Below are 25,510 nucleotides of genomic sequence, written 5' to 3'. Positions count from 1 at the left end.
TGATTCAGCCGTTGAATCCGCGTCCCTCGGCCGCCAGTGCCGCGATGCGCGGCGCCAGTTGCCAGGCATCGCCGTTCGGCTGCGCGGCATAGCGGCGAATCGCGCGCTCGACGTTGTAGAGGCCGACCGTGTCCGCGTACAGCATCGGGCCGCCGCGATAAAGCGGAAAGCCGTAGCCGGTCAGATAGACCATGTCGATGTCCGACGCCTTCGACGCGATACCCTCTTCGAGAATCTTCGCGCCTTCGTTCACGAGCGCGAACACGAGGCGCTCGACGATTTCCTCGTCGCTGATCTTGCGGCGCTCGGCGTTGGCTTCCTTCGAAAACGCAACGATCATCTCGTCGACCACTTTCGACGGATACGCGGTGCGATCACCCGCCTTGTAGTCGTACCACCCGCCGCCCGTCTTCTGACCGAAGCGCCCCGTCTCGCAGAGCCGGTCGGCGATCTTCGAGTAGTGCATCTCAGGCTGTTCCTGATAGCGGCGTTTGCGGATCGCCCAGCCGATGTCGTTGCCGGCCAGATCGCTCATGCGGAACGGACCCATCGCGAAGCCGAACTTCTCGATCGCGCGATCCACCTGCGCGGGCAGCGCGCCTTCTTCGAGCATGAAGAGCGCCTGGCGGATGTACTGCTCGATCATCCGGTTGCCGATAAAGCCGTCGCACACGCCCGAGACAACCGCGGTCTTCCTGATCTTCTTGGCGAGTTTCATGACGGTGGCGAGCACGTCCTTCGCCGTCTCCTTACCGCGCACCACTTCGAGCAGCTTCATCACGTTGGCCGGGCTGAAGAAGTGCATGCCGACGACGTCCTGCGGACGCTTCGTAAAAGCGGCGATCTTGTCGACGTCGAGCGTCGAGGTGTTCGAGGCGAGGATCGCGCCTTCCTTCGCCACTTCGTCGAGACGCTTGAATACCTGCTCTTTCACGCCGAGCTCTTCGAACACGGCTTCGACGATCAGGTCGGCGTTTTTCAGGTCGTCATAGGAAAGCGTGGGCGTGATCAGCGCCATGCGCTGGTCGAGCGCTTCGGGCTTGAGCTTGCCCTTCTTGACGCTCGCTTCGTAGTTCTTGCGAATGGTCGCGAGACCGCGGTCGAGCGCTTCCTGTTTTGTTTCCAGCAGGGTGACCGGAATGCCCGCATTGATAAAGTTCATGGCGATGCCGCCACCCATCGTGCCCGCGCCGATCACGGCCACCTGCTTGATATCGCGCACCGGCGTATCGGAAGGCACATCGGGAATCTTGCTCGCCGCGCGTTCGCCGAAGAACGCGTGACGCAACGCGCGGCTTTCCGGCGTCTGCACGAGTGCGATGAAGCAGTCGCGTTCGAAAGCGAGGCCCTGATCGAAGCCGTTTTGCACGCCCGCTTCCACGGCGTCGATACATTTCTGCGGCGCGGGGAAATTCTTCGCGACCGCCGCGACGCTGTTGCGCGCGAACTGAATGAAGCCGGCGGCGTTCGGATGCTCGATCTTGCGGTCACGCACCTTCGGATGCGGGCCTTCTTGCGCACCCACCTTGCGGGCGAACGCGAGCGCGGCTTCGGCCAGATCGCCTTGCGCGAGTTCATCGAACAGACCGGAATCGGCGAGTTTCTCCGACATGACGGGCGCACCGGAGACGATCATGTTCAGCGCGGCTTCGAGACCGATGGCGCGCGGCAGCCGCTGCGTGCCGCCCGCGCCCGGCAGAATGCCGAGCTTCACTTCCGGCAGCGCGATCTGCGCACCGGGTGCGGCGACGCGGTAATGCGCGCCGAGCGCGAGTTCCAGACCGCCGCCCATCGCGACGCTGTGAATCGCCGCGACCACCGGCTTCGTGCTGCCTTCCACGGTCTTGATGACGGTGGCGAGCGTCGGCTCCTGCATCGCTTTCGGCGTGTTGAACTCGGTGATATCGGCGCCGCCCGAGAAAGCTTTGCCCGCGCCAGTCAGCACGATCGCCTTGATGGCCGGATCGTTCTGCGCGCGCTCGATCCCGTCGACGATGCCCGCTCGCGTCGACAGGCCAAGGCCGTTGACGGGAGGATTGTTCAGCGTGATGACGGCCACGCCGTCATGGGTTGTGTAGTCCACTGCCATCTGCCTGCCTCCATGCGATCCATGCAATAAGGCGCCGCTCAGGCGCGCCGCCCTCCGGTTCATCGAGTCGGAGTATCGATCCGACTCATTGTCTGATTTTCCGGGGTCAGCAGGCAGGATACACAAAAAAGCACGCTCGTTCAATTTAACGCTAAGCGGGGTTTCCCCTGGCAAGCGGCGTGAGCGGGCAGTCCTTTTCGTCTTCGAGCGCGGACGGCAGAACATGGTCGCGGAAGATGTCGCGCAGCTTGAGTTTTTGCAGCTTGCCGGTCGCCGTGTGCGGCAGTTCGTCGACGAAGGCGACGTCGTCGGGAATCCACCATTTTGCGACCTTGCCGTCGTAGAAGGCGATCAGCTCCTCGCGCGTCACGTCGAAGCCACGCCGCTTGACGACCACCAGCAGCGGCCGCTCGGTCCATTTCGGATGCGCGCACGCAATGCAGGCCGCTTCGGCCACGGCGGGATGCGCGATCGCGACGTTTTCGATGTCGATCGAACTGATCCATTCGCCGCCGGACTTGATTACGTCTTTCGAGCGGTCCGTGATGTGCAGAAAGCTGTCGCGGTCGATGGTGGCGACGTCGCCGGTCGGAAACCAGCCGTCGATGAGCGGCGAGTCGTCCTTGCGGAAATACCGGTCGATCACCCAGGGCCCGCGCACATGCAGATCGCCGAACGCCACGCCGTCCCACGGCAGATCGCGGCCGTCTTCGCCGACGATTTTCATATCGACGCCATAGAGCACGTGTCCCTGCTTCTCCAGCAACTTGCGCTGCTCTTCCAGCGGACGCTGGCTTTGTTCCCACGTCAGCTTCGCGAGCGTGCCGAGCGGCGACATTTCGGTCATGCCCCACGCGTGGATCACCTGCACGCCGTAGTCGTCTTCGAACGTGCGCAGCATGGCCGGCGGACACGCCGAGCCGCCAATCACCGTGCGATTGAGCGACGAAAAGCGCACCTTCGCCTCGCGCAGATAATTGAGCAGGCCGAGCCACACGGTCGGCACGCCGGCTGAATACGTGACGCGTTCGCTTTCCATCAACTCGTACAGTGACTTGCCGTCGAGATCCTTGCCCGGGAACACGAGCTTCGCGCCGGTCAGCGGCGCCGAGTGCGGAATGCCCCACGCGTTCACATGGAACATCGGCACGACGGGCAGCACGCAGTCGCGCGCGGACAGACTCATGGCGTCGGGCAAGGAGGCGCCGAACGCATGCAGCACCGTCGAGCGATGCGAATACAGCGCACCCTTCGGATTGCCGGTGGTGCCGGACGTATAGCACAGGTACGACGCTTGCCGTTCGTCGAGCGGCGGCCATTCGTAATCGCCGTCCTGCGCGGTGACGAGCGTCTCGTAGCTGAGCGCCGGGGTCTGCATGGCGGGCCGATGCGCTTCGTCCGCGAGCGCGATCCAGCCACGCACTCTCGGGCACTGCGGTGCGAGGACATCGACGAGCGGCGCGAACGTGGTGTCGAACAGCACGTAGGCGTCGTCCGCATGATTGATGATGTACGCGATCTGATCGGGAAAGAGACGCGGATTGATCGTGTGACAGACCGCGCCGAAGCCGGTCGTGCCGTAATACGCTTCCAGATGCCGGTAGCCGTTCCATGCGAGCGTGGCGATCCGCTCGCCGGGTTCGACGCCGAGTGCGATCAAAGCCTGCGCGAGCTGCTTCGCGCGCTTTTCGCAATCACGATAGGTATAACGATGCAGGTCGCCTTCGATCCGCCGCGATACGATTTCAGTGCTGCCGAAATGCCGCGCGGCGTGCGCGAGCAACGAAGGCACGGTGAGCGGCACGTCCATCATCTGGCCAAGCAGCGGCGTCGTCATAAAGGGTGGTCTCCTCGGCTTGATTGTTTCAATCGGTTTGCAGCTCGGGGGGCGCGCCTCAGCCTCGACGCGCCGTCAGCAAAATGCAGAGGAAATGCGGCAAACGGCTCCTGCAGGCTCGATGCGGCAGGGATACAGGGCCGGCCAGCAGCTCCGCAGGCGCGGACTTACAATATCGGTTAATCCAGAGGCGCTCAACATGTCGTTTTCCCCAAGCATTGCAGGGTTATCCGGGCCTTTGTCGGCTCTTTCCGACTCGCTCACCAATGTGCCCGAGAGCGCGTTCGCACGGCTCGGCAGCGTCTTTATGACGCGTCTGCCCGCGGCGCCGCTCAGCGCGCCGTACGTGGTCGGGTTCTCCGCTGAAACCGCCGCGCTGCTCGGATTAGAGCCCGGTCTCGAGAACGATCCGGGCTTCGCCGAGCTGTTCTCCGGCAACGCCACGCGTGAATGGCCGGAGCAGGCGCTGCCTTACGCATCGGTGTATTCAGGCCACCAGTTCGGTGTGTGGGCGGGCCAGCTCGGCGACGGCCGCGCGCTTGGTCTCGGCGAGGTCGAACATAACGGCCGGCGCTTCGAGCTGCAGCTCAAAGGCGCGGGGCGTACGCCCTATTCGCGCATGGGCGACGGCCGCGCGGTGTTGCGTTCGTCGATCCGTGAGTATCTATGTTCGGAAGCGATGCACCACCTCGGCATTCCGACCACGCGCGCGCTGTGCGTGATCGGCTCCGATCAGCCGGTGCGGCGCGAGACGGTCGAAACGGCCGCCGTGGTCACGCGCGTGGCGCCGAGCTTCGTGCGCTTCGGCCACTTCGAGCATTTCTATTCGAACGATCGCACCGATGCACTGCGTGCGCTCGCCGATCATGTGATCGAACGCTTCTATCCGCATTGCCGCGAAGCCGACGATCCGTATCTCGCGCTGCTGAACGAAGCGGTGATGTCGAGCGCCGACCTGATGGTCGAGTGGCAGGCGGTCGGCTTCTGCCACGGCGTGATGAACACCGACAACATGTCGATCCTCGGTCTCACGATCGACTACGGCCCATTCGGTTTCATGGACGGTTTCGACGCCGGCTACATCTGCAACCACTCCGATTCACAAGGCCGTTACGCGTACAGAATGCAGCCGCAGATCGCTTACTGGAACCTCTTCTGCCTCGCGCAAGGCCTGTTGCCGCTGCTGGGCGAAAAGCATGAGGAAAGCGTACGCGGCGACAAGGCGATCGAAGACGCACAGCGCGTGCTCGGCGGCTTCAAGGACCGTTTCGCGCCGGCACTGGAGCGGCGCATGCGCGCGAAACTCGGCCTCGAAACCGAACGTCCCGGCGACGACGCCCTCGCCAATCGCCTGTTCGAAGTGATGCACGCCAATCGCGCGGATTTCACGCTGACCTTCCGCAATCTGGCGCGCGTATCGAAGCACGACGCGAGCGGGGACGCCTCGGTGCGCGACCTGTTCCTCGACCGCGCCGCCTTCGACGCGTGGGTGAACGACTATCGCGCGCGGCTGTCCGAGGAAACACGCGACGACGCCGCCCGCGCCATTGCAATGAACCGTGTGAACCCCAAATTCGTACTTCGCAATCATCTGGCGGAAACGGCAATCCGCCGCGCGAAAGAGAAGGATTTTTCCGAAGTGGAACGTCTGGCGGCCGTGCTGCGCCGTCCGTTCGACGAACAGCCCGAGCACGAAGCGTATGCCGGGTTGCCGCCGGACTGGGCGAGTTCACTGGAAGTGAGCTGCTCGTCGTGACGCGCTGCATACCGGCTGATTGCGCCCGATTCCAGCCGATCGCAGCCGATTGTGTATAGACACGCAGCGAGCCGAATCCGCCTGAGCATCTAGCCGCCCCCAAAACAAGCCCGAGACAGGAACCCGACCATGAACAAGCCCGACGAACTCAACACCGACGCCCCCGCCGTGCAGAAAGACGACGCCGAATGGCGCAAGCAGCTCTCCGACATCGAATATCAGGTGACGCGCCACGCGGCCACCGAGCGCCCGTTCACAGGCCGCTATCACGACCACTGGGACCGCGGCATTTATGGCTGCGTCTGTTGCGGCACGCCGCTGTTCGAATCGGACACCAAGTTCGACGCCGGTTGCGGCTGGCCGAGCTACTTCAAGCCGATCGACGGCGAAGTGATCGCCGAGAAAACCGACCGCTCGCACGGCATGTTGCGCATCGAGGTGCAATGCAAGAACTGCGGTGCGCATCTGGGCCACGTATTCGAAGACGGACCCGCGCCGACCGGCCTGCGCTACTGCATCAATTCGGCTGCGTTACAATTCGAGCCCAAGTAACGCAGCGCGGAGTCCGGCGCGTTGCCGGCCGGCGTCTGCTCAATCGCGCGCACGCCGGCCGCGACACCCTTCATCCAGCTTGCGAGCCGGTCGATCCGGTCGACCCGTTCCGCACCGCGTCCCTATTCTCCGACTCGCTCTCCGATTCCCCGACCAGATAATGAAATTCCTGTTCGATCTGTTCCCGATCATCCTGTTTTTCGTCGCCTTCAAGATCTGGGGCATTTTCACGGCGACGGCAGTGGCGATCGTCGCCACGCTGGTGCAGATCGCATGGGTGGCTTTCCGCCACCGTAAGGTCGACCCGATGCTGTGGGTGAGCCTCGGCGTCGTCACCGTGTTCGGCGGCGCCACGCTCGTGCTGCACAACGACACGTTCATCAAATGGAAGCCGACCGTGCTGTACTGGGCTTTCTCGGTCGCGCTGATCGTCTCGCAACTGGCCTTCAACAAGAACCTGATCGAGGCGATGATGGGCAAGCAGATCACGCTGCCGCATGCGATCTGGGGCAAGCTGAATGTGGTGTGGGCGATCTTTTTCGTGCTGCTCGGACTCGTCAATCTCTTCGTCGCGTACAACTACACGACCGACCAGTGGGTCAATTTCAAGCTGTTCGGCGCAACCGGCTGCCTCGTCGTGTTCATCGTCGGACAGAGTTTGTGGCTGTCGAAGTATATGAAGGAAGAGTGACATGTCGAGCAACGCCGATGTATTCATGCACGCTACCACCGCCGAGCGCGCCGCGCTGATCGAGGCCCGCCTCGTCGCCGCTCTCGCGCCGGTCACTTCCATCCAGATCACCGACGACAGCGCGCAGCACGCAGGCCATGCCGGCGCGTCGGCCGGCGGTCATTTCAGTGTCACGATCGTGGCTGCCGCATTTGCCGGCAAGGCCCGCGTGGCGCGGCATCGCATGGTGTATGATGCGCTGGCCGATGCCATGCAGCGCGGCATTCACGCCCTTGCAATCACGGCGTACACGCCCGAAGAATTCGCTTTGTTGCCCCGCTAGGAAAATTTTCGATGACCTTGAAGAAAACCCGCCTCTGGGTATTGCTGGCTGCATTTGCGGCCGCACCTGCATTCGCACAGAACATCGCCGTCGTGAACGGCACGCCGATTCCGAAAGCGCGTGCCGATGCGCTGATCGATCAACTGGTCCATCAAGGCCAGCAAAATACGCCGCAACTGCAAACGGCTGTCCGCGAAGAGCTGGTGAACCGCGAGATCCTGATGCAGGAAGCGCTGCGCCGTGGCCTGCCGAACCGTCCGGACATCAAGGCCCAAATCGCCGTCGCCCAGCAAACCGTCGTGCTGCGCGCGCTGATCGAAGATTTCGTGAAGAACAACCAGCCGACCGACGCCGAAGTCACCGCACGCTACAACGCGCTGATCAAGGACGCAGGCGGCAAGGAATATCACCTGCACCACATTCTCGTGGACAACGAACAGCAGGCCAAAGACCTGATCGCGAAGATCAAGGCCGGCGCGAGCTTCGAAGACCTGGCCAAGCAATACTCTAAGGATCCGGGATCGGGCAAGAACGGCGGCGATCTGGACTGGTCGGACCCGAAGGCCTACGTACCTGAATTCGCGGACGCGGCCACGCATCTGCAGAAAGGCCAGATGACCGACACGCCGGTGCATACGCAATTCGGCTGGCACATCATCCGTGTCGACGACGTGCGCAGCATTACGCCTCCGCCGCTCGAACAGGTGCGCCCGCAGATCGTGCAACAGATCCAGCAGGAAAAACTGCAAGCGTTCGAAGAAGGTCTGCGTAAGAACGCGAAGATTCAGTAAGCGGAGTTGGCCGCTGGATCAACGTGGCGCTTCGCATTAGCGCTTCCGCTGATCAGCGGCATTCGAGTCTGCGCAAGGCGCTGTTCGGTCAATGACTGAACAGCGCTTTTTCATTTGGGATTGGGATTGACCGTCCCGGCGTAACCGCCGCACTTACTTGCGCAAGGCTGCGCTCATCTCCGCAAGCGGCATCGCCACTATCGAGTCGAGCAGCCGGACTTCGCCGGCATTCGGCCGCGCGATCTCGTCGACGGCACGCCGTGTGTCGGCCACGCGCGCGTCGAGCGTGACGAGCATGTCATCCAGCAACTTTTCCGAGCCCTTTCGCGCAAGACGAAGCGCCTCGCCGAATGCAAGCATGTTCTTTCTGGACATGTCTGCGAACTGCGTGGCGTCGCCCACGGGCATGGTCAGGTCGCAGCGCGGCCAACGGTCACGCTGTTGCGGCTGGTAGGTCGGCGTATGGTAGACGACCGTGCTCACCAGATCGTAAAACGGAGCCAGCATGTAGCCGCGCGGGCTGACAAAGAACGAGAGGTTCTTCAGATGCGAGTCGGCGTTGCCAATCAGTACGTTGAAAACCGCCCATCGAAAAACGTCGAGACGCGCCATTGCCCGAGTGCTCGTTTTTTCGATGGCATCACTCAGTACCTGCGCCGTCGCGTTCTGATATTTGAAGCTGCGGTCGTAGTTCAACAACTGCATGGCGTCGACGGTATGCAGTCGCCGAGCCGGCTCGCTGGTCGTGTCACGGTCAAAGCGATCGATCACGTAACAGGCCGAAGGCACGCGCAAGAAATGCGTAGGCGGTACGCGCACACCCATTGCGCGGGCAAGACGCATGCAGAAAAATTCGTTGATCGCCGAGTGGGGATAGCCCGTGCTTCGCATGTCGGGCTTGAGCAGATGCATGGACGGCTCACTGCCCACAGGCTCGAAGAGCGCGTAATCCGGCGCGTCGCCTCGCAAGGTCAGAAGCAGCTTCTGTTGGGCGCCCGCCGCGGACATGCGTTTAGGTGCCGTGGCGGTAAGCGCATGCTGCGGCATGGCCTGGATGCGCGCCTCCAGATTCGCGTATGACAAAGGCTGCAGACCGCTCGATGCCTCCTGTTCACCCTCTGCAAGCAGCGTCAAGGCACCCGCCGACTCACGGCCGTAATAAGCAAGGAGCCCCCACGCATCGCTCGCATCGACTTTGGCTTCGCGAGCGAGCGCAATGCGCATCTCCTCTTCCGGCAACAGGTTGTCGAAGAACCATTGCACCGGACGCTGGCTCGAGGCGTCTATGAAAGACTGGGCATTCAGCGGGAATGCGGGTGAAAGCGCAAACGCGTCCTCACGACCCAGCCAGTCCTTGTCGTAGGTCAATGACCAGATACCGTTGTCATCGCTGACGGTGCCTACGCGCAGGCCGTTCGCATAGGCGACGAGCGTTCTAGCGGCCATGCGTAGTCCGCCTGCGATGAAGCGCCTTGGTGGCCGAGTCTGGGGGAATGTCCACGGAAACTTGCGCGCGCAGCCTGATGCCCAGTTCGCTGAGGAGATGCAGCACCTTGCCGATCTGCGCTGTCGGCTTACCGGCCTCGATATGCGTGATGAACTTGGGAGACAGACCCGTCGCAATGGCGACGTCGTCGCGTGTCAGCCCTTGGGCGAGCCTCGATGCCCGGACAAGATCGCCGAGCGCCGTCATGTCGTCAATGAAAACGTCGGATTGCGGCACTGTCACCCCTTTGTACGTTCGTACCCGCTCGGGAACATTATGCCACGTCACAAGGGTGTCGGCCTGATCTCGTACCCGATCGGGTACGAAATGGCGTATTAGCGGCTCATGCACCGATTTCGTACCCGCTCGGGTACGAACAGCAAAAGATTATGGAGCGCCCGCCCTTCACGTACCAGAGCGGATACGCGGCGGGTGTCGCTCGTCTTTCTGATTACTGCGGCAAGGCGGGCGGCGCGGGCCCTGACCGGCTTGCTCGCGCCACGGCGGCACAGCCGCGTGGCGCGTCACATCATCAACCCAGCCAGCGGCGCGCGTTCTGGAATACGCGCATCCACGGGCTCGCGTCAGTGCCGCCCTCGCCCCAACCTTCCGGATGCCAGCTCATCTGCACCGCGCGATGGACGCGCTCCGTATGCGGCATCAGCACCGTAAAGCGACCATCCGGCGTCGTCACCGAGGTGATGCCGTCCGGCGAACCGTTCGGGTTGAACGGATATTGCTCGGTTGCCTGACCACGGTGATCGACATAGCGCATCGCCACCGCGACCTTCGACGCATCGCCTTGCTGCGAGAAGTCCGCGTAGCCTTCGCCGTGCGCGATCGCCACCGGAATGCGCGAGCCTTCCATGCCGTTGAAGAAGATCGACGGGGATGCCTGCACTTCCACCAGCGAGAAGCGCGCTTCGAACTTCTCCGACTTGTTGCGCGTGAACTTAGGCCAGGCTTCGGCACCCGGAATCATCGAGGCGAGGCTGCTCATCATCTGGCAGCCGTTGCAGATGCCGAGTGCGAACGTGTCTTCGCGGCCGAAGAACGCGGCAAACATGTCGGCCAGTTGCGCGTTGAAGCGGATCGCCTTTGCCCAGCCTTCGCCGGCGCCCAGCGTGTCGCCGTACGAGAAGCCGCCGCACGCCACCGCGCCGGCAAAATCCGCCAGATTGGCGCGGCCGGTCAGCAGGTCGCTCATGTGCACGTCGTGCGCGTCGAAGCCGGCGCGGTCGAATGCGTAAGCCGTTTCGAGGTGCGAGTTGACGCCCTGCTCGCGCAGAATCGCCACACGCGGACGCGCGCTCCTGCCGATGAACGGCGCGGCGACGTCTTCCGTCGGATCGAAGCTCAGCACCGGCGTGATGCCCGGATCGGCCGCGTCGGCGAGCGCCTCGTATTCGGCGTCGGCGCAAGCCGGGTTGTCGCGCAGACGCGAAATCCGCCAGCTCACTTCGCTCCACGTGCGATGCAGATCGGTACGCGGCGCTTCGTAAATCTTCTTGGCGTCGCGATAAATTTCGATCGTGTCGCGCTCGTTGATCTTGCCGATCACATGCGAGCACGCCGACAGGCCGTGTTCACGCAACGCGCCCAACACCGCGTCACGTTCGGACGCGCGCACCTGAACGACAGCGCCGAGTTCCTCGGTGAACAGCGCGCGGATCGTGCGGTCTTCGCGGCGGCCGCTGGTCTGCTTCGCCCAGTCCTTGGCGTCGCCGTAATCGGATTCATGGGTCGGATCGAGCACCAGCATGTCGACGTTCAACGACACGCCGACGTGGCCCGCGAACGCCATTTCGCACACCGTCGCCCACAGGCCGCCGTCCGAACGGTCGTGATAGGCGAGCAGCTTGCCGTCCTGGTTCAGCGCCTGGATCGCGGCGAAGAAACGCTTCAGGTCTTCCGGATCGTCCACGTCCGGCACCGTGTCACCGACCTGCTGCGTGACCTGCGCGAGAATACTGCCGCCCAGGCGATGCTTGCCGCGGCCGAGGTCGATCGCGATCAGCACCGATTCGCCCACGTCGCTCGCGCGGCGCAGTTGCGGCGTGAGATGGCGGCGCACGTCTTCGACCGGCGCGAACGCCGAGATGATCAGCGAGACCGGCGCGACCACTTCCTTCGCGACGCCGCGGTCTTCCCACTTCGTGCGCATGGACAGCGAATCCTTGCCGACCGGAATGCTGATGCCGAGCGCCGGGCACAATTCCATGCCGATCGCCTTGACCGTGTCGTAAAGCGCGGCGTCTTCGCCCGCTGCGCCGCACGCGGCCATCCAGTTTGCCGACAGCTTGAGCTTGTCGAGCGACGCGATCGGCGCCGCCGCGATGTTGGTCACCGCCTCGCCGACCGCCATGCGGCCCGACGCCGGCGCGTCGATCACGGCGAGCGGCGTGCGCTCGGCCATGGTCATGGCTTCACCACGGAAACCCGCATAGTCCATGGTGGTGATTGCGACGTCGGCCACCGGGACTTGCCACGGGCCGACCATCTGGTCACGCGCGGTCGTGCCGCCCACCGAGCGGTCGCCGATCGTGATCAGGAACGACTTGCTCGCCACCGTGGGGTGACGCAGCACGCTAGTCGCCACCTCCGACAGTGCGAGGCCGGTGACGTCGACCGGTTCGAGCTTCTGCTCGACGCGTTTGACGTCGCGATGCATGCGAGGCGCCTTGCCGAGCAGCACTTCCATCGGCATGTCCACCGGTTGGTGCGCCGCGTCGTCGTTCAGTTCGGAGTCGATCAGCTTGAGTTGACGCTCGGCGGTGGCCGTGCCAATCACGGCAAACGGGCAGCGCTCGCGCTGGCACATGGCTTCGAAGGCCGGCAGATCGGCCGGCGCGATGGCCAGCACGTAGCGTTCTTGCGCCTCGTTCGACCAGATTTCGCGCGGCGACAAGCCGCTCTCTTCCAGCTGAATCTTGCGCAGGTCGAAGCGCGCACCCTTGCCGGCGCCGTCCACCACTTCCGGGAAGGCGTTGGAGAGACCGCCCGCGCCGACGTCGTGAATGCTCAGAATCGGGTTCTTCTCGCCGAGCTGCCAGCACGCATTGATGACTTCCTGCGCGCGGCGTTCGATTTCCGGGTTGCCGCGTTGGACCGAGTCGAAGTCGAGTTCAGCGGTGTTCGTGCCGGTCGCCATTGAACTCGCCGCGCCGCCGCCCATGCCGATGCGCATGCCCGGGCCGCCGATCTGGATCAGCAGCGAGCCTTCCGGCAGATCGTGCTTGTGCGTGTGCTGGTCCGAAATGTTGCCGATACCGCCGGCGATCATGATCGGCTTGTGATAGCCGCGCACCAGACCCGCGACATTCTGCTCGTAAGCGCGGAAATAGCCGCCCAGGTTGGGCCGGCCGAATTCGTTGTTGAACGCGGCGCCGCCGAGCGGGCCGTCGATCATGATCTGCAGCGGCGAAGCGATGCGGTCGGGCCGGCCATAGGCTTCGTGCTTGTCGTCCGGATTGCGGTGCGCGAGCGGCTGCGCGGCGTCGCGCGCGTTTTCCCACGTCTCGACGCCGTCCGGCAGTTCCAGATTCGACACCGTGAAGCCCGCCAATCCAGCCTTCGGACGCGCGCCGCGGCCCGTCGCGCCTTCGTCGCGGATTTCGCCGCCCGCGCCGGTCGCGGCACCTGGGAACGGCGAGATCGCGGTCGGGTGGTTGTGCGTCTCCACCTTCATCAAGGTGTGCGTGAGTTCGGTGCTGCGGCGATAGTGCTCCGGCAATTCGCTCGCGCCGAGGTCGGCGGGCGTGCGCGGGAACCAGCGCTCGGCCATGCCGCCCGCCATGATCGCCGAGTTGTCCGAGTAGGCGACGATCGTGCCTTGCGGATTGAGCTTCTCGGTGTTGCGGATCATGTTGAACAGCGAGATGTCCTGCTTTTCGCCGTCGATGGTCCAGTCCGCGTTGAAGATCTTGTGGCGGCAGTGTTCGCTGTTGGCCTGCGCGAACATCATCAGTTCCACGTCGGTCGGGTTGCGGCCGAGTTTCGTGAACGCGTCCACCAGATAGTCGATTTCGTCCTCGGCGAGCGCGAGGCCCAGTTCCGTGTTCGCCGCCACCAGCGCGCCGCGGCCCTGGCCGAGCACGTCGACGGTTTGCAGCGGCTTGGCCGGCAGTTCGTCGAACAGGTGCAGCGCGTGGTCGCGCGACGGCGACACGCTCTCGGTCATGCGGTCGTACAAGGCTGCCGCGACGGCCGCGCGGGCTTCGTCGGAAAGCGCCTTCTTGCCGCCCAGCAGGCCGCTTTTCAGCGTGACCGTGTACTCGACGCCGCGCTCGATGCGGCGCACCTGCGTGAGGCCGCACAGATGCGCGATATCCGTTGCCTTGCTCGCCCACGGCGACACCGTGCCGAAACGCGGCACCACGAGGAAGGTCTCGGCCGTGCCGCGCTCTTTGGTTTCTTCGAGCGGATCGCCGTAGTGCATCAGCGCTTCGATCTTCGCGTTGTCTTCAGCGGAGAGCGGCGACTGGGCGTTGACGAAGTGCAGATATTGCCCGCGCACGCCGGTGATGTTCGGATCGATGCGCGTAAGCGTTTCGAGCAGGCGGGTTTGACGGAAATCGGAAAGGGCCGAAGCGCCGGGGAAACACGAGAAGTGGGCCATGGACTTGACGTTGCGTCGCTAATGATGCCGATGAGTGATGCCGATGAATCGCGCGTGAAGGCGACGTGAGGCGGAACGGAAGTCCGAGATTATACCCCGGGAACGGGCTTCCGGCGGCCACGCGGCGTGTCCGGGCGGCCGGCGGCCGCGTGCTTGCGAATGTGTTCTTCCGATACGACATCCCGTCGACATGCCGATGCTTTAATCGACGCGCAAGTGGGGCAATTCATTCGCCCGGACGCGTCGGCGGGGCCGCGTGATGCGCGAACCCGCCCGCGGCGCGAACCGCAAACTCATCTGAACAGGCATGTCATGAACGTGAACCGCTATGGCAGTACCCATCAGACTTCGCATCCGCTGGCTTCGATGCAGCCGCCGCGGGGCATGGCCGCAGCACCCACGCGGCAGGCGCCTCGCATCCATGCGCCGGACGAGACGCTGCGTGCGCCGGTTGGCAATGCGCCGGACTGGACTCGACACGGCAAGACGGACGACCGGGCACCGAGGGTTGGAGGCGGGGCTGAGCCGCTTGAGCGCATCGCCGGCACAGCGGTGCCGTATACGCTGGACGGTTCGGGTGAGCGGGTCCGGGACACCAAGGATGCCAAAGGCAATCCAGTTCGCGACACGTGGGACGCGGACGGCAAGCACACCCGCGACAGCGTGGACGTCAACGGTGCCCCTATTCACGACACGTGGGACTCGGATGGCAAGCACACTCGCGACAGCGTAGACGTCAACGGTGCCCGCATTCGCGACACATGGGACTCGGACGGCAAGCACACTCGCGACAGCGTGGACGTCAACGGCGAACACATCCGCGAGAGTTGGGACGCCAACGGCGAACACATCCGCGAGAGTTCCAACGAAAGCGGCAAACATGTTCGCGACAAATGGGATTCGAGCGGCAACCATCTACGCGACACTTGGGACGCGAACGGCAACCACATCCGTGACGTCTGGGACGTAAACGGCAAGCACAAACGCATCGCCTGGCACGAAAAGCCCGACAACATACCTCCTTCGATGGACGCCGAGGGTCTCACGCCCGAACCTGCGGGCCGCAACGGACGCCCGATGCCTCCACCCGTGGCCGGCGGCGCTCCGGCGTCATCGCCACTCCCGGGTCATGGCGACGGCAGCAGCGAGCCGTCGGCACCTGGGGGCGGCGGCCAGCCCTCAGCGCCAATTGGCAACGGTGGCGGTCAACCCTCCGCGCCTATCGGCAACGGCGGCGCCCAACTCCCCGTGCCCATCGGCGATGGCGGCGGCCAGCCCTCCGCGCCTGCCGGCAACGGCGGCGCTCAACTCCCCGCGCCGATCAGCGATGGCGAGGGCCAGCCCTCCACGCCCACAGGCGATAGTGGCGGCCAGCCCTCCATGCCCACAGACGGCGATAGTGGCGACATCCAGGCGCCCGACAACAACAACGACCACACCGACTACGATCAACCCGCCCCCGGCTCCGCGCCGACCCCGGCGCTGATCGGATTCACGCCGGCGCAAGGCGGCATAGTGAACCGCGCCTATCAACACGTGAAGCGCATGATCGACAGCGCGCTCGACAAGCTCGAATCCGGTCATCCGGACAGCAACTTTGCGCGCTGGTTCGGCAGCCCGACTCAGCGGAACGTGCAGAAAGTCGAACAGGTCTTCACCCGCATGCAGCACGCCATGTCGCACGACCGGTTCACCTTCGTCCTCGGCGCGGCGCACGACAACTCGGAGCTGGCGCACGTGCAATCCAGTTCCCCGCATCAGATCAACCTCAAACCGCATTTCTTCGATCACGCGTTCGGCGCCAACACGCCGGAAGCGACGATCGCCCATGAATTGAGCCATTTCCCGTACATCGGCAACACCAAGGATCACCTGTATGGCCCGGCCGCCGTCGCCGGCCTCGCGGCACGGAACAGCGACATAGCCACAGACAACGCCGAAAACTACGGCATGTTCATTCGCGCGCAGGCAACGGCATGAGCCTCTGAGCAGCACCGGCACTCGCCGCGTCCGCGACGGATCACGAAGGACGACGACGCGTCCCGTGCGCTCCGGGGCCCTCGCCGTTCCGCCCGCCGCGGCCGGAGCCCGCGCCGCGCGCGTGGCAGGCGGGCCGGTTTGACTGCTATCATTCGCCCTTTCACCAGATCGGCGCGGACGGCCCGAGCAGGCCGGGCAGCGCGCCGCATGTCACGCTCAATGGGAATACGCCGCTTCGGCGCCCCGTCGGCAAATCGAATCAGAACATGGATGTCATCGTCATTGGCGGCGGGATTTCGGGCGTCGCCACCGCTTATCAACTGCGCGCGGCCGGCCACCGGGTATGCGTCGTCGAGCGCCACGCCACTGTCGCGCAGGGCGCGACCTACGGACACGGCGGCACCGTGCTGCCCACCCCGCTGGACGTCTGGTTCGGCCCGACCTTCATGGCGAGCCGTCAAAACGCCAAGAACGGCGTAGTCAATAAAACCGGTTTCAACGGACCGGCGCGCCAGCTGGTCAAACAACTCGCCGAACTGCAGGACCCCGACGCTTTCGGCCATCAATTCGGACTGCTGCGACCGCTGATCGAGCTGTCGCGCGACACCATGGCCGACATGGAAGCGCGCTTCGGGCTCGAGTTCGAACAGGCAAGCGGCGTGCTCTATCTGGTGCGCTCTGAACAGGAGTGGCAACAGACGCGGCCGGCCCTCGGCCTGCTCCGGCTCTTCGAAGTGCCGCACCACGAGTTGACACCCGAGCAATGCGCCGCGTTCGAGCATTCCGTACGCACGGAGCCGGAATTCGCGGGCGGCGTGCTGTTCGACCAGGAGCGCACGGCCAACTGCCCGCTGTTCACGAAACTGATCAAACAGACGCTGGATACCCAGGGCGACGTCCAGTTCATGCTGGGCTGCGAAGTCTCCTCGATCCGCCTCGAAGGCCAGCGCGCCGCGGTCGAGTTGGCGCCGCGGCCGGGCGCGGCATCCCGCTCGCGCGAAGTGGATGTGATCCACGCCGACGCCGTGGTCGTGGCCGCGGGCCACGGCAGCCTGCCTCTTCTCGAGCGCCTTGGCTTGCGGCTGCCGCTGCATCCGCTGCGCCTGCACACGCTGGTCGCACCGATCGCGCATGAGGAATGCGCGCCGCACGTCGCCATCGTGGATGCGGTAAAGCGGATCGCGATCAGCCGGATGAACCATCGCCTGCGAATCGCGGGCGGCGCAGTTTTGCAAAGCGCCGGCCAGATCGACAAGCCGCTGGGCGAAGCCGTGACGAAAGAAGCGCTCGCCCTGCTCGGCCAGGCCACGCACGACTGGATTCCGGGCGCGGCGCGCATCTCCGCGGCCTTGCCGTGGGAAGGCGCCAAACTGTTGTCGCCGGACGGCTTGCCGGTGATCGGCAATGCGCTGCATCCGCGCCTTTTCGTCAATGTCGGTCACGGCCCTGCGGGCTGGGGCCTCGCCTGCGGGGCCGGCAAACTGGTTGCCGACCTGATTTCGGGCGGCACGCCGGACGTTCCCGCGGACACGCTGGCCGCATTGCGCGCGGACCGCTTCCACTGAACGAGGTAGGCCCGCGCATGAGCGGGCTGCTTCCACTGACTGTGAGGCGGGAGCGCGCATGAGCGAGCCGCTCGCTACCGCTGACTGAGGCAGGCGCGCGCATGAGCACGCCGCAAGAGGCGCCCGCCGGGCGCCTATCGGCACTACCATAGCGATTCCCAAGCTTTCTCACCTAACTCCAGGTGAACCGCCGAGCCCCGCCATGACAGATGCCGACCACACGCCGCCAACGCTCATCAGCCCGCACAACCGCGCATTGCCGCTACTGACGCTGACTGACCTGCGAATCGCGGAATCGCAGGCGGCGACAGCGTTGCCGCAGCACACGCTGATGTCGCGCGCCGGGAAATCCGCCGCGAGCTTCCTGCAGGAGCAGATCACCCGCGACACCTCGATCGGCAAATCCAGACAGAAGGTGTGGCTCATCGCGGGGCCGGGCAATAACGGCGGTGATGCGCTGATTCTCGCGACGGAACTGCACGAAGCCGGCATTGCCGTCGAACTGTGCATGCCGGTCGAAGTGAAGCCGGACGACGCCCGCTGGGCTCTCGATACGGCGCGCGCGGCGGGCGTCGCGATCACCGCAACAGTGCCCACCTCGCTCGACGGCTATACGTGGCTCGTGGACGGCATGTTCGGCATCGGTCTGACACGTCCGCTCGAAGGTGTCTTCGCGGACGTCGCGCGCCGCCTCTCGCAACGAACGAAAACGCGCCCCCGCAAAGGCGGCGTGCTGGCGCTCGACGTGCCGAGCGGACTCGACAGCGACACCGGCACGGTCGTAGCCAATGGCGACGGCGCCGCCGTCCATGCCACGCATACGATCACCTTCATCGGCGCCAAGCCGGGACTCTTCACTGCGCAAGGCCGCGACCTCGCGGGCGCGGTCACTGTCGCGCCGATCGGCGTGGACACCAGCGGCCGTACGGCCGTCCAATTGAACGCGCCCGAACTCTTCGCCGCCTATTTGCCGCCGCGTGATTTCGCGACCAACAAAGGCAGCTTCGGCAGCCTTGCCGTGGTCGGCGGCGACACCGGCATGTGCGGCGCGCCGATTCTCGCTTCGCGCGCGGCGCTATACAGCGGCGCGGGCAAGGTACATGTCGCGCTTCTGGGCGAAGGCGCCCCGCCCTACGACCCGCCGCACCCCGAACTCATGCTGCATGCGATCGACGCTCTGCCGCTCGATCAGATGGACGCGCTCGCAGTCGGCTGCGGCATGGGTCACCGCGACCGCGCCACCCAGGTCATGCACGACGTGCTGCGCCTCGACGTGCCCAAGCTGTTCGACGCGGACGCGTTGAACCTGATCGCGAAAGATCCCGCGCTCGCCGCCGAAGTCACCGCGCGCGGCGTACAGGGCGACCCGTGCATCCTCACGCCGCACCCGCTCGAAGCCGCGCGCCTGCTCGGCACCGACGCGCCGGGCGTGCAGCGCGACCGCCTCACCGCGGCACGCGCGCTTGCCGCACGCTTTGCCAGCGTCGTGGTCCTGAAAGGCACCGGCACGGTCGTCGCGGCACCGGACGGCCGTCTCGCGATCAATCCGACCGGCAACGCCGCGCTCGCGACGGGCGGCACCGGCGACGTGCTCGGTGGCATCATCGGCGCGCTGCTCGCGCAACATCTGCCGCGCTACGAAGCGGCGCTTGCGGGCGTCTATCTGCACGGCCTCGCCGCCGACACGCTGAGCGCACAAGGCCACGGTCCCGCCGGCCTGACTGCGGGCGAACTGGCGCCGATGGTGCGCACCTTGCTGAACCGTCTGTTCTATCCGGCAGCGGAGTCCTGAAAGCGTTCGTCCCAACCTATGGGCGCACCGTCCAAAGCGCTGCCGCCCGTCACGCAACGCCGTTATACTGACTGACTGCGCCGCGCGTCGGAGCCAGCACGGGTAACGGCGAAGTTTCTCCCGAGATTTCCGCCGAAGCTTCGCCGCCACCCACGGCGAACCCGGCCGCGCGGCATCGCTCTAACAGCATCGTTGCATCATCCTCGGCAGCGCTTCACGCGCGCGCCTTTCTTCGTGCCCCTTGGTTAGACGGACGCTATGACCCAGAACTCGCTCCCCTCCTGGTCCTCGCTGCAAACGCATTACGAGAAGATTCGCGATGCGCACCTGCGCGACTGGTTCGCCCCCGAGAACGATCCCGCTCCTACCCGTGCCGAGCGCTTTGCGTTCGCGGGCGGCGGTCTCGCGGCCGATTTCTCGAAGAACCGCATCACCGACGAGACGCTGAAACTGCTCGTGCAACTCGCGCGCGAAGCCGGCGTCGAAAAACGCCGCGACGCCATGTTCGCGGGTGAAGTCGTCAACCCGACGGAAGGCCGCGCCGCGCTGCACACGGCACTGCGCGCCACGGATCCGAAAGCGCCGTTCTACGACCAGATTCAGGCCGAGCGCGCCAAGATGGCCGCGTTCGCCGATCAGGTGCGCAGCGGCGAGTGGAAAGGCTATACCGGCAAGCGGATCCGCTACGTGGTCAACATCGGCATCGGCGGCTCGGACCTCGGGCCGAAGATGGTCGTGCACGCGCTGCATCATCTGGCCTCACCGGAGATCACCACGCACTTCGTGTCGAACGTCGACGGCGCCGATCTGTACAACGTGATGCAGCAGATCGATCCGGAAGAAACGCTCGCGATCATCGTCTCCAAGACTTTCACCACGCTCGAAACCATGACCAACGCGCGCTCGCTGCGCGACTGGTTCGTCGAGAAAGGCTGCCCGGAAAGCGCGCTGGCGAAACACTTCGTCGGCGTGTCGGCCAATCCTGCGGAAGTGGTCAAGTTCGGCATCGCGAAAGAGAATGTGTTCGAGATGTGGGACTGGGTCGGCGGGCGCTATTCGTTGTGGTCGGCGGTGGGACTGTCGATCATGATCGCGATCGGACCGCAGCAGTTCGGCGAACTGCTCGCGGGCGCCAACGAGATGGACCAGCATTTCCGCGACGCGCCGCTCGAAAAAAATCTGCCGGTGCTGCTCGGCATGATCGGCATCTGGTATCGCAACTTCTTCGGCTCGCAAAGCTACCTGGTCGCGCCGTATTCGGAAGCACTGCATTTCCTGCCCTCGTATCTGCAACAGCTCGAAATGGAGAGCAACGGCAAGTCCGCGCGCCTCGACGGCGCGATGGTCGACTATCCGACCGCCGCGGTGACGTGGGGTGAACCAGGCACGAACGGTCAGCATGCTTTCTTCCAGATGCTGCACCAGGGTCCGACGATCGTGCCGATCGATTTCATCGCCGTGTTGACGCCGGAGCATCCGCTCGTCAGCCATCATCCGAAGCTGCTCGCCAATTGCTTTGCGCAGAGTGAAGCGTTGATGCTCGGCCGCACGCTCGAGGAAGCGAAGAAAGTGGCCGGCGCGGACAAGCCGGAGCTGGCGCCACACCTTGTGTTTCCGGGTAACCGCCCGACCAGCACGTTGCTGGTCGATGCGCTCACCGCGCGGTCGCTCGGCGCATTGATCGCGTTGTACGAGCACAAGGTGCTGGTGCAAGCCTCCGTGTGGGATATCAACCCGTTCGATCAATGGGGCGTCGAGTTGGGCAAGATCCTCGGCAAGGTGGTCGAGGCTGATCTGACCGCGCCGAGCGTCGATGAAAAGAAGCATGACTCGTCGACGTCCGCGTTGATCGCGCGAGCACGCGCGGCGTTGAAGAAGTGACGGTGAGCGGCGCGGCGTATCGCGCCGTCGAGTCGGTGATGAATTTGCCCTGAATGTGTTTCGACTCTGCGCTGAACCTGGTCAGTGCGCTCACCTGCCGACGCGGTAAGCCTCCGCAATGAAAAAGCGGGCCCCTGTGGCCCGCTTTTGCTTTGGCTGCGACGCCTTTTGCGCCCACGGCTCGCTCACACGAGACGCCCCGCCTCGATCGTCACCGTCGTATCGCAGCGGCGCGCCAGTTCGATGTCATGCGTGACGAGAATCAACGTCGCGCCGTTCGCGCGGTTCATTTCGAACATCAGATCGATCACCGCGTGACCAGTGGCCGCGTCGAGACTGCCGGTCGGTTCGTCGGCGAACAGGATCGCCGGATGCGTGACGAACGCACGCGCGAGCGCGACACGTTGTTGCTCGCCACCCGACAGCAGCTTGGGGTAGTGACCGGTCCGCTTGCCGAGCCCCACCTGCTCCAGCAAGCCACGCGCACGCGTCGCAGCTTCGCGGGTGCTGATGCCGCCCTGCAGTTCCAGCGGCAAGGTGACGTTTTCAAGAGCCGTTAAATGCGGCATGAGTTGAAACGACTGAAACACGAAACCGACGGAGCCGCTACGCAATGCGGCCCGCTCGTCTTCGTTCAGCTCTCCGAGTTCTCGGCCGAGTAGCCGAACCGAGCCCGAACTCGCGCTGTCCAATCCTGCGAGCAAGCCGAGCAGCGTAGACTTGCCCGACCCGGATGCACCGACGATAGCCACACTGCTGCCGGCAGCGATAGCAAGATCGATGTCGTCGAGAATCGTCAGTTCGCCCGTTGCATCCTTAACCTTCTTGCACAAACCCCGCACTTCAATGACTGGATCAGTTTTGTTTAGCATGGTGAAGCGTAGGTTGAAAGTGCGTGCCATGACGTCTCGCGCCACGGCGCTGACGAAGGCTTGCGGCTGCACCGTGATGGCCGCCACCCTGTTTTCAGCGAGCTTCGCGGCCCGGGCCGCCAATGCGCCCGAACCGGCCAAGCCGGTGATCGTCGTGCTCGGCGACAGCATCTCCGCCGAATACGGCCTGCCCCGCGACACTGGCTGGGTTGCGTTGATGCGCCAGCGTCTCACTGACGAGCGAATCGATTATAGCGTCGCCAATGCGAGCATCAGCGGCGACACCACGAGCGGCGGACGCGCCCGCTTACCCGCGCTCATGCAGCGCCTGAAGCCGAGCATCGTGATCGTCGAACTCGGCGCCAACGACGCATTGCGCGGCGTGCCCCTTTCCACCACCGAAGACAACCTGCGCACGATCATCGAGCAGGCTCAGCAAGGTCACGCGAAAGTCGTACTGGTCGGCATGTATGTGCCACCCAATTACGGCCCCGACTACACGCAAAAGTTCCACGGCCTGTACGGCGAGTTGTCGAAGCAACTGCGCGTGCCGCTCGTGCCGTTTCTGCTCGCCGGCATCGCCGACAAACCGGAGATGTTCCAGGCCGATCAGATTCATCCCACCCAGCAGGCACAGCCAGTGCTACTTAACAACGTGTGGCCCGCAGTCAAGCCACTCCTTCGCACAAGTTCGCCGCGCTGAAAAGCCTGCTAACAACTTGTTTCCAGAACTTCGGGAACGCGGATCGGTAAGTTCTATCTGACACTTTCGTAATCCCGTGTAGCCCGGCTCGATTTTGAGCGACTTTTGAGGAGATAACGTGAAATATTTACCGTTAATCGCTTTGACCGTGGCAATTTCCGCCTGTGCCGCTCAACCGCCTGCTGGCGTTCAGTCCGTTGGGCAAAGCCAGCAGCCGCCTAAGGCTGTTGCAACCTGCATCGCGCAAAAATGGGCAGACAGCTCGCAGCAACAAGTCGTGTCGCAAGACACGCTGGCTAACGATCAAGCCATGGACGTGTATGTTCCGGGTCAGCAGCCGCCTAACGGCGCCGCGGCTGTCGTACGCCCTTCGTACACCGGCAAGGGCACCTGGGTCGGCTTCCGCGCCAATGGCGCCGCAGGCAGCGACGCCACGAGTGCAATCAGCGGTTGCCTGTAACGCGCTGCTGCCAACCGTTTGACGAGCTTGCACTCGTCAAATGAAAAAGCCCCGCCATAGCGGGGCTTTTTTGCGTTCGCGCGTGGGCTTACGCGTGGGCGTTACTCGCCGCTTGCTTGCGCATTGCTGCTGTCGAGCGAACCGTAGAACTTCACCTTGGAACGCGCGCGCACGGCTGCGACATACGCCTCTGCTTCAGATTGCGCATCGACCTGCGCGATCTGTTGCTGTGCGGCGGCCAAACGCTGCGGATCGACCGTCGTGCCGGCTACCACCGCGTTCACACGGTAGATCGCATAGCCGTCGTCACCCAGATCCACACCGACATAAGCGGGCAATTTTTGCGCGTCCGCCTTGTAGATTGCACTCAATGCCGCCGGCGGCACGCCCTGCGCGTCGTTGCGCGATACCTTAAGCGACGACGAGAATCCCGTGGTCGCCTTCGACTTCTCGAACTCGGCGAGTTTGGCCACGCCGTCTTTGTGAGCCGCGTCATTCGATTGAACCGCGATCACCTTTTGACGCACGGCGTCCTTGACGGCCTCGAGTGACGGCACCGCTGCCGCCTTGTAGTCAGTCACGCGCGCCGCGATCAACGTATTGCCGCCGACGTCGATGGCCTGCGTGTTGTTGCGCGCCGTCACCGCGTCGTTCGCGAACACCGCGGCGAGGAATTTCGCGTTGTTCAGCGGGCTGTCAGGTGCAAGCTTCGGGTCCGGCTGCGGCGTGACCGTAGCTGTTTGCAATTGCAGCTTGTACTTGTCGGCAGCCGGCTGGAGGCTCTTCGCCTTTTCGTAGACGATCGACGTGAAGCCTTCCGAATCGTCGCTGAAAGCCTTGCTTGCCAACTGCGACTTCAGGTCTTTCGAGATCTGATCTTTCACTTCGTCGAACGGCTTCGTAACGGCCGGCTTCACGTCTGTCACCTTGACGATGTGATAGCCGAAATCGGTCTGCACGATGCCGCTGACTTCGTCTTTCTTCAGCGCGAACACAGCGTCGTCGAACGCCTGGCCGCCCGCGATCATGCCGCGGCCGAAGTAGCCCAGATCGCCGCCCTTCGACGCCGAACCCGGATCCTGCGAATTCTGCTGCGCGATCTGCGCGAACTGGTCCGGATGCGCCTTGATCTGCGCGAGCAACTCCTCGGCCTTCTGCTTCGCCTTGGCCTTGTCGGCCGCGCTCGCGTCTTTCGGCGCTGCGATCAGGATGTGGCTCGCACGCACCTGACCGTCGGTACGGTAGTGCGCGATGTTGTCGTCGTAGAACTTTTTCAGGTCGGCGTCGCTCGGTTGCACGGAAGCGGCGAGCGTTGCCGGCGACATCACGAGATACTGGATCGTGCCGGTGGCCGGCGTGGCGAATTCATTGCGATGCGCGTCGTAATACGCTTGCAGTTGCGCGTCGGTAGGCTGCACCTTCGCCGCGTAATCGCGCGGATGGAACGCGATGCCCTGCACTTCGCGCTGCTGTTCCGCGAGTTCGGTCAGATGCTGCGCGAGCGTCTTCGACGTGAACGCACTGCCTTGAATGCTGGCCGGCAATTGCTGCGTGGCGATGCTGTAGCGCACGCGTTCGTCGTACTGGTCGGGCGTCATGCCCTGCATGGCGAGCAGCTGCTTGTAGCGGTCGACGTCGATCGTGCCGTCAGGATTCTTCAGCGACGAGATCACCGGATCGTTGAGCAACACGCGACGCACAGCGTCGTCGGATGCGGTCAGGTGCAGGCGCTGCGTTTCATCGGCCAGCACACGCTGTTCGATTAGACCGTCGAGCATTTCGCTGCGACGCTCCGGCGTGTCGAACGACTTCATGTCGAACTGGGCGCCGAGCATCTGACGGGCGCGGTCGAGTTGCTGACGCATCGCGTTATCGTATTCAGCGCGCGTGATCTTGTGACCGTTGACGCTCGCGACGTTTGCACTTTCGTCAAAGAAGCCGCGAAAGCCCTGAATACCCACAAAACCCAACCCCGGCACAATGACGAGGATGAGCATGAACATCATCAGGCGTTTGTGATTGCGGAAAAAATCGAGCATGCGTGAGGAGTGCCAAAAACAGAACGCCCGATCTTACAACAGCGGGCAATAAAAAAGGCGAACCGGAGTTCGCCTT

General features: G+C 64.0%; 18 protein-coding genes. 11 read left to right on the top strand and 7 right to left on the bottom strand.

Features of this window, described 5'->3' with window-relative positions; translation table 11 throughout:
- Positions 1-4: 4 nt before the first annotated feature.
- On the bottom strand, positions 5-2,089 hold the full coding sequence (locus tag AC57B1_RS18760; RefSeq protein ID WP_496418266.1) for a 3-hydroxyacyl-CoA dehydrogenase NAD-binding domain-containing protein: 2,085 nt from the start codon (positions 2,087-2,089) through the stop codon (positions 5-7).
- Positions 2,090-2,240: 151 nt separating this feature from the next.
- Positions 2,241-3,926: a 3-(methylthio)propionyl-CoA ligase gene (locus tag AC57B1_RS18755; protein ID WP_496418265.1), complete on the bottom strand. Its 1,686-nt coding sequence runs from the start codon at positions 3,924-3,926 to the stop codon at positions 2,241-2,243.
- Positions 3,927-4,125: 199 nt separating this feature from the next.
- On the opposite strand from AC57B1_RS18755, the gene AC57B1_RS18750 reads away from it, so the two are divergent.
- The 5 genes from AC57B1_RS18750 (at position 4,126) to AC57B1_RS18730 (ending at position 8,038) form a co-directional block, all read left to right on the top strand.
- Positions 4,126-5,682: a protein adenylyltransferase SelO gene (locus AC57B1_RS18750; protein ID WP_496418264.1), complete on the top strand. Its 1,557-nt coding sequence runs from the start codon at positions 4,126-4,128 to the stop codon at positions 5,680-5,682.
- A 129-nt stretch (positions 5,683-5,811) separates the two neighbouring features.
- A complete protein-coding gene (msrB, locus tag AC57B1_RS18745; RefSeq protein ID WP_496418263.1) occupies positions 5,812-6,234 on the top strand; it encodes a peptide-methionine (R)-S-oxide reductase MsrB in 423 nt (140 codons plus the stop codon).
- Between the two features lie 160 nt (positions 6,235-6,394).
- On the top strand, positions 6,395-6,925 hold the full coding sequence (locus AC57B1_RS18740; protein ID WP_091794362.1) for a septation protein A: 531 nt from the start codon (positions 6,395-6,397) through the stop codon (positions 6,923-6,925).
- Between the two features lies 1 nt (position 6,926).
- Positions 6,927-7,247, top strand: a complete 321-nt coding sequence (locus AC57B1_RS18735; RefSeq protein WP_091794364.1) for a BolA family protein — start codon at positions 6,927-6,929, stop codon at positions 7,245-7,247.
- Between the two features lie 11 nt (positions 7,248-7,258).
- On the top strand, positions 7,259-8,038 hold the full coding sequence (locus tag AC57B1_RS18730; RefSeq protein ID WP_091794366.1) for a peptidylprolyl isomerase: 780 nt from the start codon (positions 7,259-7,261) through the stop codon (positions 8,036-8,038).
- Between the two features lie 153 nt (positions 8,039-8,191).
- Here AC57B1_RS18730 and AC57B1_RS18725 read toward each other — a convergent pair whose 3' ends face one another.
- From AC57B1_RS18725 to purL, 3 genes are all read right to left on the bottom strand, one after another.
- Positions 8,192-9,484, bottom strand: a complete 1,293-nt coding sequence (locus AC57B1_RS18725; protein ID WP_496418262.1) for a HipA domain-containing protein — start codon at positions 9,482-9,484, stop codon at positions 8,192-8,194.
- Positions 9,474-9,761 carry a helix-turn-helix domain-containing protein gene (locus AC57B1_RS18720; RefSeq protein ID WP_408184667.1) on the bottom strand — a complete coding sequence of 96 codons (288 nt, stop codon included), beginning with the start codon at positions 9,759-9,761 and terminating at the stop codon, positions 9,474-9,476. Before AC57B1_RS18720 ends, AC57B1_RS18725 begins: the two co-directional genes overlap by 11 nt.
- A 295-nt stretch (positions 9,762-10,056) precedes the next feature.
- Positions 10,057-14,142, bottom strand: coding sequence for a phosphoribosylformylglycinamidine synthase (purL, locus tag AC57B1_RS18715; protein ID WP_496418261.1), 4,086 nt, complete (start codon positions 14,140-14,142; stop codon positions 10,057-10,059).
- Between the two features lie 312 nt (positions 14,143-14,454).
- Here purL and AC57B1_RS18710 point away from each other — a divergent pair, with 312 nt between their 5' ends.
- From AC57B1_RS18710 to pgi, 4 genes are all read left to right on the top strand, one after another.
- Positions 14,455-16,122, top strand: coding sequence for a M35 family metalloendopeptidase (locus AC57B1_RS18710; protein ID WP_496418260.1), 1,668 nt, complete (start codon positions 14,455-14,457; stop codon positions 16,120-16,122).
- 266 nt (positions 16,123-16,388) lie between these two features.
- Entirely contained in the window at positions 16,389-17,687 is a 1,299-nt protein-coding gene (locus AC57B1_RS18705) for an FAD-dependent oxidoreductase (RefSeq protein WP_408343502.1), read from the top strand.
- A 202-nt stretch (positions 17,688-17,889) separates the two neighbouring features.
- Positions 17,890-19,479 (top strand): NAD(P)H-hydrate dehydratase, encoded by a 1,590-nt coding sequence (locus AC57B1_RS18700; RefSeq protein ID WP_496418259.1) that lies wholly within the window; start codon positions 17,890-17,892, stop codon positions 19,477-19,479.
- Between the two features lie 258 nt (positions 19,480-19,737).
- Positions 19,738-21,360 carry a glucose-6-phosphate isomerase gene (gene pgi / locus AC57B1_RS18695; protein ID WP_496418258.1) on the top strand — a complete coding sequence of 541 codons (1,623 nt, stop codon included), beginning with the start codon at positions 19,738-19,740 and terminating at the stop codon, positions 21,358-21,360.
- Between the two features lie 185 nt (positions 21,361-21,545).
- Here pgi and AC57B1_RS18690 read toward each other — a convergent pair whose 3' ends face one another.
- Positions 21,546-22,232 (bottom strand): ABC transporter ATP-binding protein, encoded by a 687-nt coding sequence (locus AC57B1_RS18690; protein ID WP_007182003.1) that lies wholly within the window; start codon positions 22,230-22,232, stop codon positions 21,546-21,548.
- Between the two features lie 28 nt (positions 22,233-22,260).
- Between AC57B1_RS18690 and AC57B1_RS18685 the strand changes: the two genes are divergently transcribed.
- Both AC57B1_RS18685 and AC57B1_RS18680 read left to right on the top strand, forming a co-directional pair.
- Positions 22,261-22,935 (top strand): arylesterase, encoded by a 675-nt coding sequence (locus tag AC57B1_RS18685; RefSeq protein ID WP_496418257.1) that lies wholly within the window; start codon positions 22,261-22,263, stop codon positions 22,933-22,935.
- A gap of 118 nt (positions 22,936-23,053) precedes the next feature.
- Positions 23,054-23,395, top strand: coding sequence for a hypothetical protein (locus AC57B1_RS18680; RefSeq protein WP_091794382.1), 342 nt, complete (start codon positions 23,054-23,056; stop codon positions 23,393-23,395).
- Between the two features lie 101 nt (positions 23,396-23,496).
- Here the strand turns inward: AC57B1_RS18680 and AC57B1_RS18675 are convergent, their stop codons facing one another.
- Positions 23,497-25,434 carry a SurA N-terminal domain-containing protein gene (locus tag AC57B1_RS18675; protein ID WP_496418256.1) on the bottom strand — a complete coding sequence of 646 codons (1,938 nt, stop codon included), beginning with the start codon at positions 25,432-25,434 and terminating at the stop codon, positions 23,497-23,499.
- Between the last annotated feature and the right edge of the window lie 76 nt (positions 25,435-25,510).

The organism is Paraburkholderia sp. BGA-UO-ETr-F21, assembly GCF_059567925.1.
The sequence above is the reverse complement of the archived record's forward strand: the minus strand, read 5'-3'. Positions and strand labels throughout refer to the sequence as shown.